The sequence below is a fragment of the Amycolatopsis kentuckyensis genome (assembly GCF_041679295.1).
In the GTDB taxonomy this organism is placed as follows: domain Bacteria; phylum Actinomycetota; class Actinomycetes; order Mycobacteriales; family Pseudonocardiaceae; genus Amycolatopsis; species Amycolatopsis kentuckyensis_A.
Map to the genome: position 1 here is coordinate 225,939 of NZ_JBGDMD010000005.1, position 16,219 is coordinate 242,157.

Here is a 16,219-nt window from a genome sequence, read left to right on the forward strand (position 1 = left end):
CACGGGTCACGCTTCGGCGGCGCGCAGCCCCCGGTCGGCGACGGTGACGACGAGCAGCAGGACGCTGACGACGACCAGCGCGAAAGCCAGCCGGTGCAGCCCGGCCGAGTCCGCGTGCGGGCCATAGCAGAGCGCGATGAGCGTCGACGCCACGATCGCGCCGAAGTACTGCGCCGTGCGGAACAGGCCGCTCGCCGTGCCCATCTGCTCGGCCGGTGCCTCGCGGTAGAGCGTTGTCTGGTTCGCGACGCTGGTCAGCCCCTGTGCCAGCCCGAACAACGCCGCCAGCGCCAGCAGCGCGCCGACCCACGTGCCGTCGTGGACGAGCAGCAGCAGCGCCGAGCCGCCGACCAGGGCCACCGCGACCGTGATCAGCCGCGCGCGGATCCCGGACGCGCGGCCCGAAAACGCGGCCGCGCACATCGCCGTGCCCGACATCGGCAGCAGCATCAGCCCGGCGGCCTCCTCGGACAGCTGCCGCGTCGTCTCGAGCCACTGGACGTAGCCGAACATGATCGCGTAGATGGCCATGAAGCTCAGGGCCTGGCGCAGGTAGGTGCGCAGGATCGCGCGGTTGGCCGCGAGCATCCGCAGGTCGAGGAACGGGTCGTGGCGGCGCAGCTCGACCAGCGTGAACGCGGTGCCGAAGACCGCGACGAGGGCGAGCACCCAGCTGTCGGTGCCGGGGTCCATCAGGAAGAACAGCAGCGCCAGCAGGGTCGCCGAGAACAGCGCGATGCCCAGGACGTCGATCCGCTTCGCCGTGCGCTCGCCGCGGTCGCTCTTCGGCACCCACAGCAGCGCCAGCACCAGCGACAGCCCGGCCAGCGGAATGTTGACGGCGAAGATCGCCGGCCAGCCGAACAGGGCGATCAGCACGCCGCCGAGCGTCGGGCCGATCACCATCACCGTCTGCGCGGACATCGACAGCAGCGCGAGCACGCGGGCCGGCACGCCCTGGCCGGTGGCTTCCGCGTGGTGGCGCAGCACGGCCATCGCGGCCGGGAACCCGGCGCACGTGCCCAGGCCCAGCACGACCCGCACACCCGTCAGCCAGCCGACGGAAATCGGGATCAGGCCGGCGATCCCGGCGATGATCACCAGCGTGGCGCCGCCGAGGAGGACGCGGCGGGCGCCGTAGCGGTCGACGAGCAGGCCGACCACCGGCTGCCCGACCGCGGTGGCCAGGTAGAGCGCCGAGATCAGCCACGCGGTCTGGCCGGGGCCGGCGCCGAAGCTCTGGCCGATCGGCACGAGCGCGACGGCGATGAGGGTGGAGTTGATCGGGTTGAGCACCGCGCCGGCCACCAGCGGGGAGACCAGGCGGGCGCCGAACTTCGCGGGAGCGGTGAGGGTGGTCGTGAGGACTCCTTCTAGTGCTGAGCTACGCGTTGCAAGAGCGGCAGCGCTCGGGTGACGATCTCGAGTTCGGCGGGGGACAGGGCGTCGGCCAGCGCCTGGGCGAGCCACTCCTCGCGGTGCTGGAGGATGCCGCGCACGGTGTCGCGGCCGGCCTCGGACAGGCTGATCACGACGCGGCGCCGGTCGGCCGGGTCGGGGGTGCGGGCGAGGTAGCCGAGCTCGTCGAGGACCCCGAGGGTGGCGGCCATCGACTGCTGCCGCACGTGCTCGGCGGCGGCCAGCTCACCTTGCGTGGCGGGGCCTTCGCGGTGCAGCCGGTTGAGCACGGCGGACTGCGACGGCGTCAGGATCCCGGCGTTGTCGACGTGGCGCAGCCGCCGGTGCAGCTGCGCGACGACGCCGCGGAGCCAGCCGGCGCTTTCGGCCACGTGTGCGGGTACTTCGCCCATGCACACAGGTTAACTGTACAGTCCAGGCTGTGCATCCGGATGTGACGGACTTCTAGTCGTGGCAGCCGTCGAGGGTCGGCACGGGGTACTTCGGGTCGTAGTAGCCGGGCGCGTCCTGGTCCGCGCCGGTGCCCGGACCGGGGGCCGGCGGGTTCGCGTAGCCGGGGGCGAGGAAGCCCTCCCTGGCGGCGGCGCAGCCGACCGACGAGAACGCGCTGTGGACGTTCTCGAGCCAGAGCCCGTTGCTGCTCTTGGCGAAGCTCTTGCCGCTGCGGAGCACGTACGTCTCGTCCACGCGCAGGAAGCTGACGATCTCGTGCGGGCTGGTCAGCCCCTCGGGGTGGACGTTGTCGAAGGCGTAGGCGATGACGTACTTGGCGTCGACGGCCAGCTCCCCGGGCTTGGCGCCGGGGTGCGCGGCGAGGGTGCCGAACGAGCGCGGCCCGGCGTCGAGCAGGTGGTAGCCGTCGGCGATTTCGGTCACGTAGGAGTCGAAGCTCGCGACGTCCTTCGCCGGCTTGCGGGCGAACACCTCGGCCAGGTGCGCGCGCATGTCCGGCGCGACCAGGGCGAGGAAGGCCTTCGGGTCGTGCCCGGTCAGCACCGCGGGATCGAGCCGGGCCGCGGAGATGACCTGCTTGACCTTGGCGTAAGCGTCGGCTTCGGTGGGGCCGGCCGGGGCCGCGGTGATGCCGTCGAGGCCCTTCGGCCAGTTCTGCGCGGGGGTGTCGTTGTACGGCCGGGCCAGGTCGACGTGGGCGTACTGCGGCACGCCCGTCGGGTTCGGGATCTCCGGGACGGCCTCCCGGGCCGGTCCCGATCGCCTGCCGACGTACACGATCGCGGCGGTCGTCACAGCCAGGATCAGCACGAACACACCGAAGATCCACCAGCGCCGCCGGGGTTTCCGCGAGGCGCGTTTCTGCTGCTTGCGGAACTGCCTGCGGTCCTTCTTGGCGCCCAGCCAGGCGTCCGTCTGCGCGTGCTTGCGCCACTCCGGGTCCATCAGGTCCGGGTGGGAATCGAGCAGGTTGTCGTCGTCCACGTGATCTTTCCCCCAAGGTCGATGCCTGAACATCGACGGCGGGGGCCGGGCGTTACGACCCGAAGAAGAGGAACGAGGCTTCGTTGACGCCGACGCCCTGGATCTGGTGCACGACGATGGCCGCTGCGACCAGGACCACGACCAGCAGCAGCGCGAGCACGCCCGGCCACCGGCTGTGCCCGGGCTGCTGGTAGCCGCCCGTGCGGCGCTCGTGTTTCCGCCGCTTCTTGAGCTCCTTCTTCGCGCCCAGCCAGGCGTCCCGCTCGGCGTACTTCTGCCAGTCCGGGTTCATCAGGTCCGGGTGCGTCTCGAGGCGCCGGTCGTCCGGATCCTGCGGCTGCTGAGGCTGTGCCATCCCGAGTGCCTTCCCCCTGGGTGACCCGCCGTGACGGGTTCGTAGACTTGTCCATTGTGACCGAGAACGCTCCGCAGCAGACCACCGACCTTCCGGGTGCCTGGGACCCGGCCGCCGAGGAAGCACCGATGTACGACCGCTGGGTAGCGGCCGGGTACTTCACGGCCGACGCCTCGTCGGGGAAGCCGCCGTTCTCGATCGTACTGCCGCCGCCGAACGTCACCGGTTCGCTGCACATGGGCCACGCCCTCAACCACACCCTGATGGACGCGATGAGCCGCCGCCGTCGCATGCAGGGCTACGAGGTGCTGTGGCTGCCGGGCATGGACCACGCGGGCATCGCGACGCAGAACGTCGTCGAGCGCCAGCTGGCCGGCGAGGGGCTTTCCCGCCACGACCTGGGCCGCGAGAAGTTCGTCGAGCGCGTCTGGGAGTGGAAGGCCGAGTACGGCGGCAAGATCCTCGGCCAGATGAAGCGCCTCGGCGACGGCGTCGACTGGTCGCGCGAGCGCTTCACCATGGACGAGAACCTGTCGAAGGCCGTCCAGACGGTGTTCAAGAACTTCTTCGACGAGGGCCTGATCTACCGCGCCGAGCGGATCATCAACTGGTGCCCGCGCTGCCAGACGGCGCTGTCGGACATCGAGGTCGACCACAACGAAGACGACGGCGAGCTCGTCTCGATCCGCTACGGCGACGGCGCCGACGCGATCGTGGTGGCGACGACCCGCGCGGAGACGATGCTGGGCGACACCGCGGTCGCCGTCCACCCGGACGACGAGCGGTACGCGCACCTGGTCGGCACCGAGGTCGAGCTGCCGCTGACCGGCCGCCGCATCCCGATCGTGGCCGACAAGCACGTCGACCCGGAGTTCGGCACGGGTGCGGTGAAGGTCACCCCGGCGCACGACCCGAACGACTTCGAGATCGGCCGCCGCCACGACCTGCCGATGCTCACGGTGATGAACGAGCGCGCCGAGATCACGGTCCCGGGCCCGTTCCAGGGTCTCGACCGCTTCGAGGCGCGGCCGGCGGTGGTCGCGGCGCTGCGCGAGATGGGCCGGATCGTCGCGGAAAAGCGGCCGTACGTGCACGCGGTCGGGCACTGCTCCCGGTGCGACACGGTCGTCGAGCCGCGGCTGTCGCTGCAGTGGTGGGTCAAGGTCGAGGAGCTGGCCAAGCTGGCCGGCGACGCGGTCCGCGACGGCCGCACCAAGATCCACCCGCCGGAGCTGGGCAAGCGGTACTTCGACTGGGTCGACAACATGCACGACTGGACGATCTCGCGCCAGCTGTGGTGGGGCCACCGCATCCCGGTCTGGTACGGCCCGGACGGTGAAGTGGTGTGCGTCGGCCCGGACGAGCAGCCGCCGTCCGGTGCGGGCTGGACGCAGGACCCGGACGTCCTGGACACGTGGTTCTCGTCGGGCTTGTGGCCGATGTCGACGCTGGGATGGCCTTCGTCTTCCGAAGACCTGGCCAAGTTCTACCCGACCAGCGTGCTCTCGACGGGCTACGACATCCTGTTCTTCTGGGTCGTCCGGATGATGATGTTCGGCGTCCACCAGATGCAGGGGAAGCAGCCGTTCGACCACGTGTACCTGCACGGCCTGATCCGCGACGCGAACGGCAAGAAGATGTCGAAGTCGCGCGGCAACGTGATCGACCCGCTGGAGTGGATGGACGCGTACGGCGCGGACGCGACCAGGTTCACCCTGGCCCGCGGCGCGAACCCGGGCGCGGACATGGCGTTGGCCGACGAGTGGGCGGCGGGGTCGCGCAACTTCTGCACGAAGCTGTGGAACGCGACGAAGTTCGCGATGATGAACGGGGCTTCGGTCGCTTCGCCGTTGCCTGATGCTGCTTCGTTGACGGAGGCGGACCGCTGGATCCTCGGCCGCCTGGGCGCGCTGGTGTCCGAAGTGGACGGCCTGTTCGAGGACTTCCAGTTCGCGAAGGTGGCGGGCGCGCTTTACCAGTTCACGTGGAACGAGCTGTGCGACTGGTACCTGGAGCTGGCGAAGGTCCAGCTGTACCAGGGGGATTCCTCGCGGGTTTCCTCGACTCGCGCTGTCCTCGGGCACGTGCTGGACACGGTGCTGCGGTTGCTGCACCCGTTCATCCCGTTCATCACGGAGAAGCTGTGGACGGCGTTGACGGGCGGTGCGTCGTTGGTCGTCGCCGCTTGGCCCTCGGCTGACGTGTCTTTCTCGGATCCGCTCGCGGACGCCCGAATCGCGGACGTCCAGAAGCTGGTGACGGAGATCCGCCGCTTCCGCGCGGACCAGGGCCTGAAGCCGGGCCAGAAGGTGGCGGCGCGCCTCGCGGGTTACGAGGGCGGCCACGAAGAGGCGGTCCGCTCGCTGGTCCGCCTGACGGCGCCTTCTCCCGAGTTCGCGGCGAGCGCATCGCTCGAGGTGGCCCTGGCCGACGGCGTGGTGACGGTGGAGCTGGACCTGTCGGGCACGGTCGACGTGGCGGCGGAGCGCAAGCGGCTGGAGAAGGACCTGGCGGCGGCGCAGAAGGAGCTGACCCAGACGGAGGGCAAGCTGGGCAACGAGGCGTTCATCGCGAAGGCCCCGGAGCACGTGGTGGACAAGATCAAGACCCGTCGCGAGACGGCGGTGGCGGACATCGACCGCATCACGGCCCGGTTGGCCACCCTGCCGGCTTCCTGAGTCGACGGCGGCGCTTTCCCGTGAAGGTGCCGCCAGGGCAAAGCCCGGTTCCCCCTGCAGGAGGAGCCGGGCTTTGTCGTACCTCTTCGGTAGCGTGGAAAACGGGGGCTGCTCAGCCCGCGTCGATGGTTCGGGCCGCTTCGATCAACGCCACCACCTCCGGGGTCACCCGGCGCTCCGCCGGCGTCGCCAAATACGTCTGCATCCGCGGCGTCGGCTCCCGAAGCGGCCGGAACACCACCCCCGGCACCGGCAGCAAATTGGCGTGCGCCCGGTAGAAGACCGTCCAGTGTGGACGGCCGAACCCCAGCGTCCCCAACGTGTCCTGCGCCGTCGTGAAGTCGGGGCCCAGTACCGGCTCGAACCCCGCCGAACGGCAACACGACACCACCAGCTCGAACAACGGCCGGTTCCGCGAAGGCGGGCTCAACCGAACGGGAAGCGAAGCCAGCGAAGCAAAAGAGACCTCGGCAGAAGAAGCCAAAGGATGCGAAGCAGGCAACGCCACCAAAACCTCGTCCATCCACAAAGGAGTGAAGTCGAGACCGGAAGAGGGCCAAGACCCCCGCACGATGGTCGCGTCCAGGGAACCGTCCCGAACCCGCTCCAACCGCTGGGAAGTCGGCGCATGCACCAACTCCAACGAAACCGAAGGCGCCAGCCGCGCGAACGCCCCCAAGAGGAGATCCAGCCGATCACCCAGCCCCTCGCTGGTCCCGAGCCGGACCGACGAACCGGACGTTCGGAACTCCACCACCGAATCCGCCGCCCGGTCGGCCGCCGACAGCACCGCCCGCGCGTGCGGCGGAAACCGCTGCCCGGCCTCCGACAACACCACCGACCGCGTCGTGCGCAGGAACAGCGCCACCCCCAGCGAACGCTCCAGCCGCCGGACCTGCTGGCTCACCGCCGGCTGGACGATGTGCAGCCGCTCCGCCGCGCGGCCGAAGTGCAGCTCCTCCGCCACCGCCACGAAGTACCTGAGCTGCCGCAGCTCCACCGCTCCCACCCCATTCATCAGCTTTCGTGATGAGTGTACGAGCGGACTGGCCATCGATGACCGCGGAAAAGAGCACCAAGCTCGAGGCATGCCTTACCTGAACGTCAACGACACCCGCCTCTACTACGAAGACGCCGGCACCGGCCCGGCCCTGCTGCTCCTGCACGGCTGGGGCGCCAGCGGCCGCGTCTGGCAGGCCTGCCTGCCCGATCTCGTGCGCGACCACCGCGTCATCACGCTCGATTGGCGCGGTTGCGGCCGCTCGGACCGGCCGCTCGACGGCAACTCCATCGCCGGAGTCGTCGGCGACCTCGCCGCGGTGATCGAAACGCTGGAAGCAGAACCGACTGTCGTCGGTTCCAGCATCGCCGGTGTCTTCGCCACCGAACTCGCCCTCGCCCGGCCCGAACTCGTGCGCCACGCGGTCGCCGTGGACAGTCCCGGGTACTGGCCGAGCACCGGCATGCGCGAAACCGTGCAGGACCTCCTGGCGAAGCTCGTCGACGACCGCTTCGGCACCGTCGCCGGCTGGGTGCCCGGCTGGTTCGGCCCGAAGGCCTCGCCCGCGCTCGTCGACTGGACCGTCCGCCAGCTGCTCGACTCCGGCGTCTACATCGACGCCCACTTCACCGAGATCACCACCTACGACCCGCGGCCCCGGCTGAAGGACCTGAAGGTGCCGATCACCTACCTGCACGGCGAACTGGACACCCAGATCCCCCTCGAAGTCTCACGCGAGTGCGCGGCGGAGACGCCCGGCGCGAAGGTGCGCGTCCTCGAGAACTGCGGCCACATCCCGCACCAGGAAGACCCGCGCGCGTTCACCGCCGCCCTCCGAGAGATCGCCTGAACGATGCCGAAAGTGACGCTCGACGACGCCGTCGTCCACTACGACCGGACCGGCGACGGCCCCGCGCTGCTCCTGCTGCACGGCACCGCCGCCTCCCGCGAGCAATGGGCACCGCTCACCGCACAGGCACGAGACCGAACCGTCCTCGCCCCCGACTTCCCCGGCTCCGGCCTCACCACCGACGACGGCGGGCCGATCACCGTCGAAGCCCTCGCCGCCCAGGCCGAAGCCGTACTCGAGCACGCCGGAGTACGAGAGGCCCAGGTCGTCGGCCACTCGCTCGGCGCGGTCGTGGCGGCCCACCTCGCCGGAACCCGTCCGGACCGGGTCCGGAAAGCGGTCCTGCACGCCGCCTGGCCCGCGACCGACACCCGGCAGGACGCCGAGTTCCGCTACTGGCTGGACCTGCTCGAAACCGGGACCTTCGCCCGCATGCTGCCGCTGATGGCGTTCGGCCCGCGCTACTGGGACCAGGCGACCGCCGAGAGCAACGAACAGCTCGTCAAGACGCTCGAGACGGCGATCCAGCCCGGGACCGCCCGTCAGATCGAGGCCGACCGCATGGTCGACATCCGAAGAGTCCTGCCGGGAATCACCGCGCGCGTCCTGGTCCTCGGCAGCGCGCACGACCGGCTGGTCACGGCGGAGCAGCAGCGTGAGCTGGTCGCCGCGATCCCGGACGCACGCGCCGCCGAGATCGACGCGGGGCACGGTGCCCCGGCCGAGCTGCCGGACGAGTTCGCCCGGCTCGTGCTGGAGTTCCTCAGCGCAACGCCTTGAGCACCACCGCTGCCACGCCCGCCATGCCCGCCTTGAGCGGGTGGTAGGCGGCCGCCTCGAAGATGTTCTGGTCCTTCCCGTTGATCCACGCCGAGCCGCCGCGCGCGCACGCGTCGTGGCCGCGGGACGGGCCGAACGTGTCGACGAACTCCGTCTCGCCGTCCGCGTCCGCCGCGTCCGACAGCGTCAGGTTCAGCTTCTCCTCGACGCTGTTCAGCCACGCGTAGTCGCCGTCGGCGAACGGCAGCACGTCCGGGCAGTACCCCTTCTCCGGCGCGATCCGCGGGTAGCCGACCAGCAGGACCCGCGCCTTCGGCGAACGCTCGTGGATCGTGGCGAGCACCGCCTCGACCCGCGGCCCGATGTTGTCGATCGTCGTCGTGACGGAGTCGCCGAAGTGCTCCTCGCACGGGCTGCCCGTCGGGTCGCTCGCCCGCAGGCCCGGGCACGTCGAGGTCAGGCTGCCGAAGATGCCGTAGTCGTTGCCGCCGATGCCGAGGGTGACGAGGTCGGTGTCGATCCGCAGCGCGCCCAGCTGGGGCGGGTTGGTGCCGTTGAACGGCACGCCCTGCGGCCGGGTCATGTTCGTCGTGTCCGCGCCGGCGCAGCTGACGTCGGTGAACTGCTTCGGGTGCAGCGCCGCGGCCACCACCGACGGGTAGTTCGCCGTCGAGCGGCCGCAGCCCAGCGGGTCGACCCGCTGGACCGGGATGAAGGGCCCGGAGGTGTAGGAGTCGCCGAGGGCGACGTAGCTGCCGATGCTCGCCGCGGAGGCGGCGGTGGCCGACGCCGGCAGCAGGATGGCTGCCGAGACGACGGCGGTGAGCAGCCGGGTGATGCGCATGAAGAAGACCCCGTTCTCGCTGGTGGAAACGCTGCCTCCACATCTAGCGAGCCGCGGGCGGCGACGGGGATGAACTTCACCCCGCAGTGGGGTCACCGTCGCCGTGCTCACGGTAAGTGATCAACGTCCGCCAGAACAGCAACGGCCGGACCGTGCTCCCGGGCAGCAGCCGGGCCGACTCGCGCCGCACTTCGGCGAGCGTCGGGTAGTCGTCGACGACCGGGGCTTTCGGGCCGTCCTCGGCGCCGCCGTTCAGCCGCTCGCCGGCGTAGACGACGAGCCGTGCGAGCGCGTTCACCGGCACCGCCGCCACGGCCCGCGCCCAGTCCACCGGCGTGCTGGGCCTGGCCAGGCCCAGCACCACCAGCACCCCACCCGGCACCAAAGCGCGGCGCAGCTTGGCGAGCGTCTCGAACGGCATGTGGTGCAGCGACGCCAGGCACGAGATGAAGTCGTAGTGAGCCTCGGGCAGGGGATCGGTCGTGACGTCGGCCTGCCGGTAGACGATCTCGCCCGGGCCGGGGGACCCGAGGCCCGCCGCCGCCTCGACCATCGCCGCGGAGACGTCGACCGCCTCCACCGCCATGCCGGTCGCGGCCAGCCGCCGCGCGAAGCGGCCCGTGCCGCACCCGACGTCCAGCGCGATCCCCGGGCCCGGCGGCAGGTGGTCCAGCAGCAGCGGGTGGTAGTGGTCGTTGTGGTTGAACGGCATGCGTCGAGAGTGCCACCGCGCCCGCACGTAGACTCGCAAGGCAAGCCGAAACCCCAGGCCGGAGGAGATTCAGTGCCGCAGGATGAGACAGGTCGCAAGCCGGACCTGTCGGATCTCGACAGCTTCGCGGGCGTCGACGAACTGGGGACGTCGGGGTACGAGGAGTCCGACGACCACGACCCGGAGCTGGACGTCCGCGACACCGCGTTCGAAGCGGGCGGCGGCGCGCGCGGCGGCATCGGCGGCGTCGGCCAGCTGGGCGACAACCTCGCCACCGGCCCGGTGCCCGACCTGACGGTGCCCGAGGACGCCGAGCTGCACGAACTCGACGACCAGGGCGAAGCCGCGGTCTTCGGCGACCCGGACGGGCCCGAAGCGCGGCGCGAGCTGCTGGCCGTCGAGGCCGAGCTGAACCAGCGCTGGCCCGAGACGAAGATCGAGCCGTCGCTGACCCGGATCTCCGCGCTGACGCAGCTGCTGGGCGAGCCGAACAAGGGCTACCCGGTGCTGCACGTCGCCGGCACGAACGGCAAGGGCTCCACGGCCCGGATGATCGACGCGCTGCTGACCCGGATGGGCCTGCGCGTCGGCCGCTACACGAGCCCGCACCTGCAGCTGGTCACCGAGCGGATCGCGCTCGACGGGCAGCCGATCTCCGCCGCGCGCTACGCCGAGCTGTGGCACGACATCGCGCCGTACGTGTCCATGGTGGACGGTGCCGCCGCGGACGGCGTCGCGATGAGCAAGTTCGAGATCCTCACCGGGATGGCGTTCGCCGCGTTCGCCGACGCGCCGGTGGAGGCCGCCGTGCTCGAAGCGGGCCTGGGCGGCGCCTGGGACGCCACGAACGTCGCGGACGCCGACGTCGCGGTCATCACGCCGATCGGCCTCGACCACGTCGAATACCTGGGGCCCGACGCGGTCAGCGCGGCACGCGAAAAGGCGGGCATCATCAAGCCCGGCTCGGTCGCGGTCATCGCCGAGCAGGACCCCGAGGTCCTGAAGGTGCTGCTGGCCCGAGCCGTCGAGGTCGACGCGGCGGTCGCCCGCGCGGGCAGCGAGTTCGGGGTGCTCGAGAAGGAGATCGCCGTCGGCGGGCAGCTGCTCAAGCTGCAGGGCCTCGGCGGGGTCTACGACGACATCTTCCTGCCGCTGCACGGCGCCCACCAGGCCGCGAACGCCGCGCTGGCGCTGGCCGCGGTCGAGGCGTTCTTCGGCGCGGGCAAGGACAAGCAGCTGGTCGTCGAGGCCGTCCGCGAGGCGTTCGCGGAAGTCGAGACGCCGGGGCGGCTCGAGCGGGTCCGGGCCGCGCCGGCGGTCATGATCGACGCCGCGCACAACCCGCACGGCGCCCGCGCGCTGGCCACGACCGTGGCCGAGGAGTTCGCCTTCCGCCGCCTGGTCGCGGTGGTCGGCGTGATGGCCGAGAAGGACGCGCACGGCATCCTCGACGCCCTGGAGCCGGTGGTGTCCGACATCGTCGTGACCCGCAACTCGTCACCGCGCGCGATGCCGCTGGACGAGCTGAACCAGCTGGCGATCTCGATCTTCGGCGAGGAGCGCGTGGTCGCCGAAACCGACCTGGAGACGGCGATCGAGACGGCGATCGCGCTGGTGGAGACCAGCGACGACCCCGAAGAGCCGCTGTCCGGCGGCGGCGTCCTCGTCACCGGCTCGGTCGTCACCGCCGGCGAGGCGCGCACCCTGTTCGGGAAGGAGCCGGCGTGAGCGAGCCGACCGAAGCCCCCAAGCCGAAGGACCCGATGAAGGGCTTCCGCGGTGTGATGTCGGGGACGCTGATCATGGAGGCGATCACGGTCGCCCTCGCGCTGCCGGTCGTCAACAAGCTCGGCGGCGGGATCAGCACGGGCACCGGCTGGACGGTCATCGCGGTGGCGGTCCTGCTGGTCGTGACCTGCGGGTTCGTCAAGCGCCCGTGGGCGGTGCCGGTCATCCTCGGCCTGCAGGTCGTGCTGATCGCGCTGGTGTTCTGGCTGCCTGCGGTCGCCGTGCTGGGCGTGCTGTTCCTGGCGGTCTGGCTGTGGCTGCTGTGGCTGCGCAAGGACGTCGCCCGCCGGATGGCGGCCGGCACCCTGGCGAGCCAGCAGCAGCCCCAGCCCTGACCTCCTACAGGTAGTCGCCGTCCGCGACGTCCTCGAGCAGTGCCGGGTGGCGGGGTGACCAGCCGAGCAGCTCCCGCGTGGCCGCGCTGGAGACAGGCGCGTCGATGCCGTAGGCCCGGGCGATGAACGGGCTGACGAAGTGCCCGGCGGCCTCCTCCGGCGTCAGGGAGACGACGGGCAGGCCGAGACCGCGTCCGATCGTCTCCGCGATGCTTCGGAACGGCACGTTTTCGGCCGTCGCGTGCAGGATGCTGCCCGATGGGGCTTCTTCCAGGGCGAGGCGGAACACGACCGCCGCGTCGAGCCGGTGCACCGCGGGCCAGCGGTTGGCGCCGTCGCCGACGTAGGCCGACTGCCCGGTCTTGCGCGCGGTGTCCACGAGCCAGGCGATGAACCCGTGGTCACCGGGGCCGTGGACGGTCGGGGCGAGCCGGACCACGCTCGCGCGCACGCCCTTCCCGGCGAAGTCCAGGCAGGCCCGTTCGCCGGCGATCCGGAAGGCGGCGAGCCCCGAGGTGTCGGGCTCGTCCCGCTCGGTGGTTTCGCGGCCCGCGGGCATGACCAGCGTGCCGGACGTGCTCACGAACGGCTTGCCCGAACCGGCGAGGACCTGCCCGAGCGTCTCGATCGCGGTGCGGTCGCGGCGCGTCATGTCGGCCAGGTCGGTGAAGTCGCCGCCGAAGGCCATGTGCAGGACGCCGTCGGCGGCTTCGGCGCCGGCGCGGAGGCTGTCGAGGTCGTCGAGCGAGCCGGGGTGCGGGGTGGCGCCGAGCGCCTCGAGCCGGGCGGCGGCCGCGTCCGACCGGGCCAGGCCGGTGACGGTGTGCCCGGCCGCGATCAGCTCGGTGACGACGGCGGGTCCGGTCTGGCCGGACCCGCCGGTGATGAAGACGTGCATGGGACTCTCCCGCGTAGTGACAGTGACTGACGCTACGAACTGTACCTCGTAGTGTCAGTCACTGTCACAACAGGTAAGCTGACGGGGTGCCACGCAGCGGAGAAGAAGCGCGTCGCCGCCTTCAGCAGGCGGCGTTGGAGCTGTACGTCGAGCGGGGCTTCGACCGGACCACCACCGCCGAGATCGCGGCCCGGGCCGGCGTCACCGAACGCACGTTCTTCCGGCACTTCCCGGACAAGCGCGAAGTGCTGTTCGACGGCGAAGCGACCCTGCGCGCGGATCTGACCGAGTCGGTGGCCGGCGCGCCCGATGGCCTGCCGCCGCTCGAAGTCCTGCTCCGCGCGTTCCGGAAGGCCGCGCGGATCCTCGAAGGCAACCGGTCGTTCGCCGAACCGCGGCTGGCGGTCATCGCCGCGACCCCGGCGCTGCGCGAACGCGACCTGGCCAAGGCCGCGACGATGACCGACGCACTGGCGGCGGCCCTGCGCGCCCGCGGCGTCACCGACCGGCTCGCCGCGCTGGCCGCCCACGTCGGCTGGGTGACCTTCCACCACGCGGCCGGCACCTGGATCGAGGAGTCCGGCCGCGGTTTCGACGAGCACCTCGACGAGGCCTTCGCCGAGTTGCGCACGCTGGCGGCGGAGACGGGCGGCTGAGCGCCCGCCTCCGCCGGGACGTCAGCGCAGGACGACCACCCGCAACGCCGGGGAGCGCAGGATGTCCGCTTCGCAGAAGCGTCCCTTCACCCATTCACCCCGGCTGTAGAGCTTCGTCTGGTCGCTGAAGTACGGCGACTTCGGGTTCGCCGACTGCGAGTACGTCAGCAACGTCGAGGAGTCCGGGCACGCGTTCCCGCGGAACCCGACCACCTGGAGGTAGCTCGACCCGTGCGCCACCTCGACGTTCCCGCGCGCCGGGTCCCACTCCGGCGTCATCACGTTGAGCACGCCGAGGAAGCCCTGGGCGCCGTGGATCGGGATGCGTTCGCCGTTGCGCGTCACCGCTTGCCCGTCCCGCAGCCGCGCGTCGGGGGCCAGCCCGGCTGTGCGCAGTTCCACGAGGGCGTCGCCGAACGCCTTCTGCACGTCCGCGTTGCCGGCGTTGAGCGTGTTCGGCGTGGTCAGCGGCGCCTTCGGGTCGAACGGGACGGTGAACCGGTCCGCGGTGCCGAGCCGCGCCGCGAACCGCTGGAACAGCAGCGAACCCCGGCTGTCGAGGGAGTACGTGTGGTCCCACTTCGCCAGCGCGTCGCAGGCCGGCCCGACCGGCACCGGGCCGGTCGACGACGGTGCCTGCCCGCCCGGGAAGGACGCGCACAGCTTCGCCAGGTCCGCCGCCGTCAGGTCGGCGAACAGGCTGTGGTCGGTGAAGAGCATCTTCTTCATCGAGTCCGTCGTGAAGCCGCCCTTTTCGGCCGTCAGCAACGCTTCCCGCGTGCGCGGCGAGCGTTCGGTGCCGATGTCGCCGACGATGTGCGGGTACCCCGTGATGGGTGCTTTCGCGTTCGCCAGCCAGGCGCTGTCGTTGGCGTTCAGCTCGTAGCCACGGCTTTGCTGCTGCGGCAGCCGCGCCGGCGCGAAGATGCCCGGCTCGACGGCACCCGGGTCGGAACCCCACTGGCACGAGGACTTCGAACCGTCCAAAATGGCCAGTCCGACCAGCTCGAACGTTTCCCGGCCCGTGACGGTGCTGCACGCGTCCGCCAGCTCGTCGGTGACGTGCGGGACGACCTGGATGTCGGCGTAGAGCGCGTTGCCCGCCCGGTCGGTGGCGATGGTGTTGACCCACGGGACGCCCTGTGTGCGGCTCAGCGCCCGCACGATGTCACCGGTGCTGCGGGCCTGGTCCAGTTCGAACCACGTGTTGAGCCCGCGCAGGTTCGTCGCGTTGGCGTCGCGGACCGCGTACGCCGACTTCGCCGTCCACGGCAGCGGAATGCCCTGGAAGTCGGCCATCACCGGCCCGTACCGCGTCGACCAGAACGTCTGGCTGACCGGCTTCAGCGAGCCGTCGGCCTGACGCACCTGGACCGTGACGGCGCGGGACGTCATCTTCTCCGGCTTGCCGTCGACCACGTACGTCGTCGGGTCGCCCGCCTGCAGCGGCACCTCGAAGAGGCCGAACGTGACCGGCGTGGACACCGTGTGCGTCCAGGCCGCGTCGGCGGTGTGCCCGATCTGGACGAACGGCATGCCCAGCAGGCTCGCGCCGGCGACGTCGAACCGGCCGGGGATGGTCAGCTGGCTCTGCCAGAACCGGCGCCCGGCCTGCCACGGGTAGTGCGGGTTGCCGAGCAGGACGCTGCCCTGGCCCGCCGCGGTGGAGTCGGCGCCGATCGCGATGCCGTTGCTGCCCAGCCCGCTGCCGCTCAGCGCCTTCTTGACCTGGTCGGACAGCTGCGCGGCCGTGCCCGGCGCCGGTGTCGCGCCGGAAGGTGGTGCGGCGAACAGGCTTTCGGTCACCACGCCCTGGCCGCCGGTGATCGCGATGGCGTAGAAGTGCCGGTAGAAGTCCTGTTCGGTGATCGGCCGGACCCAGCCGGCGCCGCGGCAGGCCGGGTCGGAGATCCCGGACCGGCCGGTGCGGGCGAGGTAGGCGTTGAACCCCTTGACGTACCCCGAAACGATCTGCCGGACCTCGGGCCGCGGCCCCTGCGGCGCGGGTTGCGCGGCCAGCCGGTCGACGACGCCCGAGTCGTTGATCCGCTGGAAGAACAGGTCGCTGTGCAGGTTGCTCTCGGCATCCGAAAGCGACGGGTAGCCGCCGCCGTCCGGGCCGAGGTACTCCGACCGCTGCGCGCTCACCGTGAGGTAGATGTTCGCGAGCTCGCAGATGTTGTCGGTCGCCGCCGCGTAGCCGTACCCGTAGCCGAGGCCGGCGAAGTCCTTCGCGACGATGTGCGGGATGCCGTGTTCGGTGTAGCGGAGGACGGCTTTCCCGCCGCCTTCTTCACCGGCTTCCGCGATGCCGGTCCCCAGTGTGGTGATGGTGAGTGCCGCTGTCAGAACCGCCAGGGTTTTCCTGAATGGTCTCATCTGACCCCCTTGTCGTGATCGCCACGCTACCGATGGCGACGACGCGCGGACATGGGGGAAAACCCGGGGATTCGTTCACCCGCGCGCA

At 71.1% G+C, this 16,219-nt stretch carries 15 protein-coding genes; 6 read left to right on the top strand and 9 right to left on the bottom strand.

Going from position 1 to position 16,219, the window contains the following annotated elements; all coding sequences use genetic code 11:
- Nucleotides 1–6: 6 nt before the first annotated feature.
- The 4 genes from ACERZO_RS22060 to ACERZO_RS22075 all read right to left on the bottom strand — a co-directional run bounded on the left by ACERZO_RS22060 (nucleotide 7) and on the right by ACERZO_RS22075 (nucleotide 3,211).
- Complete coding sequence (locus ACERZO_RS22060; protein ID WP_372666619.1) at nucleotides 7–1,308, bottom strand: MFS transporter; 1,302 nt, start codon at nucleotides 1,306–1,308, stop codon at nucleotides 7–9.
- Nucleotides 1,309–1,373: 65 nt separating this feature from the next.
- Nucleotides 1,374–1,811, bottom strand: a complete 438-nt coding sequence (locus ACERZO_RS22065) for a MarR family winged helix-turn-helix transcriptional regulator (RefSeq protein ID WP_372666620.1) — start codon at nucleotides 1,809–1,811, stop codon at nucleotides 1,374–1,376.
- A gap of 52 nt (nucleotides 1,812–1,863) precedes the next feature.
- Nucleotides 1,864–2,856: a hypothetical protein gene (locus tag ACERZO_RS22070; RefSeq protein ID WP_372666621.1), complete on the bottom strand. Its 993-nt coding sequence runs from the start codon at nucleotides 2,854–2,856 to the stop codon at nucleotides 1,864–1,866.
- A gap of 52 nt (nucleotides 2,857–2,908) precedes the next feature.
- The gene (locus ACERZO_RS22075) at nucleotides 2,909–3,211 is read right to left on the bottom strand and encodes a hypothetical protein (RefSeq protein WP_372666622.1); all 303 of its coding nucleotides are present in this window, start codon (nucleotides 3,209–3,211) and stop codon (nucleotides 2,909–2,911) included.
- A 56-nt stretch (nucleotides 3,212–3,267) separates the two neighbouring features.
- Here ACERZO_RS22075 and ACERZO_RS22080 point away from each other — a divergent pair, with 56 nt between their 5' ends.
- Nucleotides 3,268–5,889: a valine--tRNA ligase gene (locus ACERZO_RS22080; RefSeq protein WP_372666623.1), complete on the top strand. Its 2,622-nt coding sequence runs from the start codon at nucleotides 3,268–3,270 to the stop codon at nucleotides 5,887–5,889.
- A gap of 112 nt (nucleotides 5,890–6,001) precedes the next feature.
- Here the strand turns inward: ACERZO_RS22080 and ACERZO_RS22085 are convergent, their stop codons facing one another.
- On the bottom strand, nucleotides 6,002–6,889 hold the full coding sequence (locus ACERZO_RS22085) for a LysR family transcriptional regulator (RefSeq protein WP_372666624.1): 888 nt from the start codon (nucleotides 6,887–6,889) through the stop codon (nucleotides 6,002–6,004).
- An 88-nt stretch (nucleotides 6,890–6,977) separates the two neighbouring features.
- On the opposite strand from ACERZO_RS22085, the gene ACERZO_RS22090 reads away from it, so the two are divergent.
- Entirely contained in the window at nucleotides 6,978–7,739 is a 762-nt protein-coding gene (locus tag ACERZO_RS22090) for an alpha/beta fold hydrolase (RefSeq protein ID WP_372666625.1), read from the top strand.
- Nucleotides 7,740–7,742: 3 nt separating this feature from the next.
- Entirely contained in the window at nucleotides 7,743–8,519 is a 777-nt protein-coding gene (locus tag ACERZO_RS22095) for an alpha/beta fold hydrolase (protein ID WP_372666626.1), read from the top strand.
- Here ACERZO_RS22095 and ACERZO_RS22100 read toward each other — a convergent pair.
- Together ACERZO_RS22100 and ACERZO_RS22105 are read right to left on the bottom strand one after the other, a co-directional pair.
- Entirely contained in the window at nucleotides 8,503–9,363 is an 861-nt protein-coding gene (locus ACERZO_RS22100; protein ID WP_372666627.1) for an SGNH/GDSL hydrolase family protein, read from the bottom strand. The genes ACERZO_RS22095 and ACERZO_RS22100 overlap by 17 nt on opposite strands.
- Before the next feature lie 76 nt (nucleotides 9,364–9,439).
- Nucleotides 9,440–10,075, bottom strand: a complete 636-nt coding sequence (locus ACERZO_RS22105; protein WP_372666628.1) for a class I SAM-dependent methyltransferase — start codon at nucleotides 10,073–10,075, stop codon at nucleotides 9,440–9,442.
- 72 nt (nucleotides 10,076–10,147) lie between these two features.
- Between ACERZO_RS22105 and folC the strand changes: the two genes are divergently transcribed.
- Nucleotides 10,148–11,803, top strand: coding sequence for a bifunctional tetrahydrofolate synthase/dihydrofolate synthase (gene folC / locus ACERZO_RS22110; RefSeq protein WP_372666629.1), 1,656 nt, complete (start codon nucleotides 10,148–10,150; stop codon nucleotides 11,801–11,803).
- A gap of 35 nt (nucleotides 11,804–11,838) precedes the next feature.
- Nucleotides 11,839–12,198, top strand: a complete 360-nt coding sequence (locus ACERZO_RS22115) for a DUF4233 domain-containing protein (RefSeq protein WP_372667206.1) — start codon at nucleotides 11,839–11,841, stop codon at nucleotides 12,196–12,198.
- Between the two features lie 4 nt (nucleotides 12,199–12,202).
- On the opposite strand, the gene ACERZO_RS22120 is transcribed toward ACERZO_RS22115, so the two are convergent.
- On the bottom strand, nucleotides 12,203–13,096 hold the full coding sequence (locus ACERZO_RS22120; protein WP_372666630.1) for an SDR family oxidoreductase: 894 nt from the start codon (nucleotides 13,094–13,096) through the stop codon (nucleotides 12,203–12,205).
- 86 nt (nucleotides 13,097–13,182) lie between these two features.
- Between ACERZO_RS22120 and ACERZO_RS22125 the strand changes: the two genes are divergently transcribed.
- Nucleotides 13,183–13,752, top strand: coding sequence for a TetR/AcrR family transcriptional regulator (locus tag ACERZO_RS22125; RefSeq protein WP_372666631.1), 570 nt, complete (start codon nucleotides 13,183–13,185; stop codon nucleotides 13,750–13,752).
- Between the two features lie 21 nt (nucleotides 13,753–13,773).
- Here ACERZO_RS22125 and ACERZO_RS22130 read toward each other — a convergent pair whose 3' ends face one another.
- A complete protein-coding gene (locus tag ACERZO_RS22130; protein ID WP_372666632.1) occupies nucleotides 13,774–16,131 on the bottom strand; it encodes a penicillin acylase family protein in 2,358 nt (785 codons plus the stop codon).
- Nucleotides 16,132–16,219 lie beyond the last annotated feature (88 nt).

Coding starts and splice junctions, on each gene's coding strand:
- ACERZO_RS22065 (WP_372666620.1), bottom strand. CDS start 1,811: ATGGGCGAAGTACCCGCACACGTGGCCGAAAGCGCCGGCTGGCTCCGC.
- ACERZO_RS22075 (WP_372666622.1), bottom strand. CDS start 3,211: ATGGCACAGCCTCAGCAGCCGCAGGATCCGGACGACCGGCGCCTCGAG.
- ACERZO_RS22090 (WP_372666625.1), top strand. CDS start 6,978: ATGCCTTACCTGAACGTCAACGACACCCGCCTCTACTACGAAGACGCC.
- ACERZO_RS22095 (WP_372666626.1), top strand. CDS start 7,743: ATGCCGAAAGTGACGCTCGACGACGCCGTCGTCCACTACGACCGGACC.
- ACERZO_RS22100 (WP_372666627.1), bottom strand. CDS start 9,363: ATGCGCATCACCCGGCTGCTCACCGCCGTCGTCTCGGCAGCCATCCTG.
- ACERZO_RS22105 (WP_372666628.1), bottom strand. CDS start 10,075: ATGCCGTTCAACCACAACGACCACTACCACCCGCTGCTGCTGGACCAC.
- ACERZO_RS22115 (WP_372667206.1), top strand. CDS start 11,839: ATGAAGGGCTTCCGCGGTGTGATGTCGGGGACGCTGATCATGGAGGCG.
- ACERZO_RS22120 (WP_372666630.1), bottom strand. CDS start 13,096: ATGCACGTCTTCATCACCGGCGGGTCCGGCCAGACCGGACCCGCCGTC.
- ACERZO_RS22130 (WP_372666632.1), bottom strand. CDS start 16,131: ATGAGACCATTCAGGAAAACCCTGGCGGTTCTGACAGCGGCACTCACC.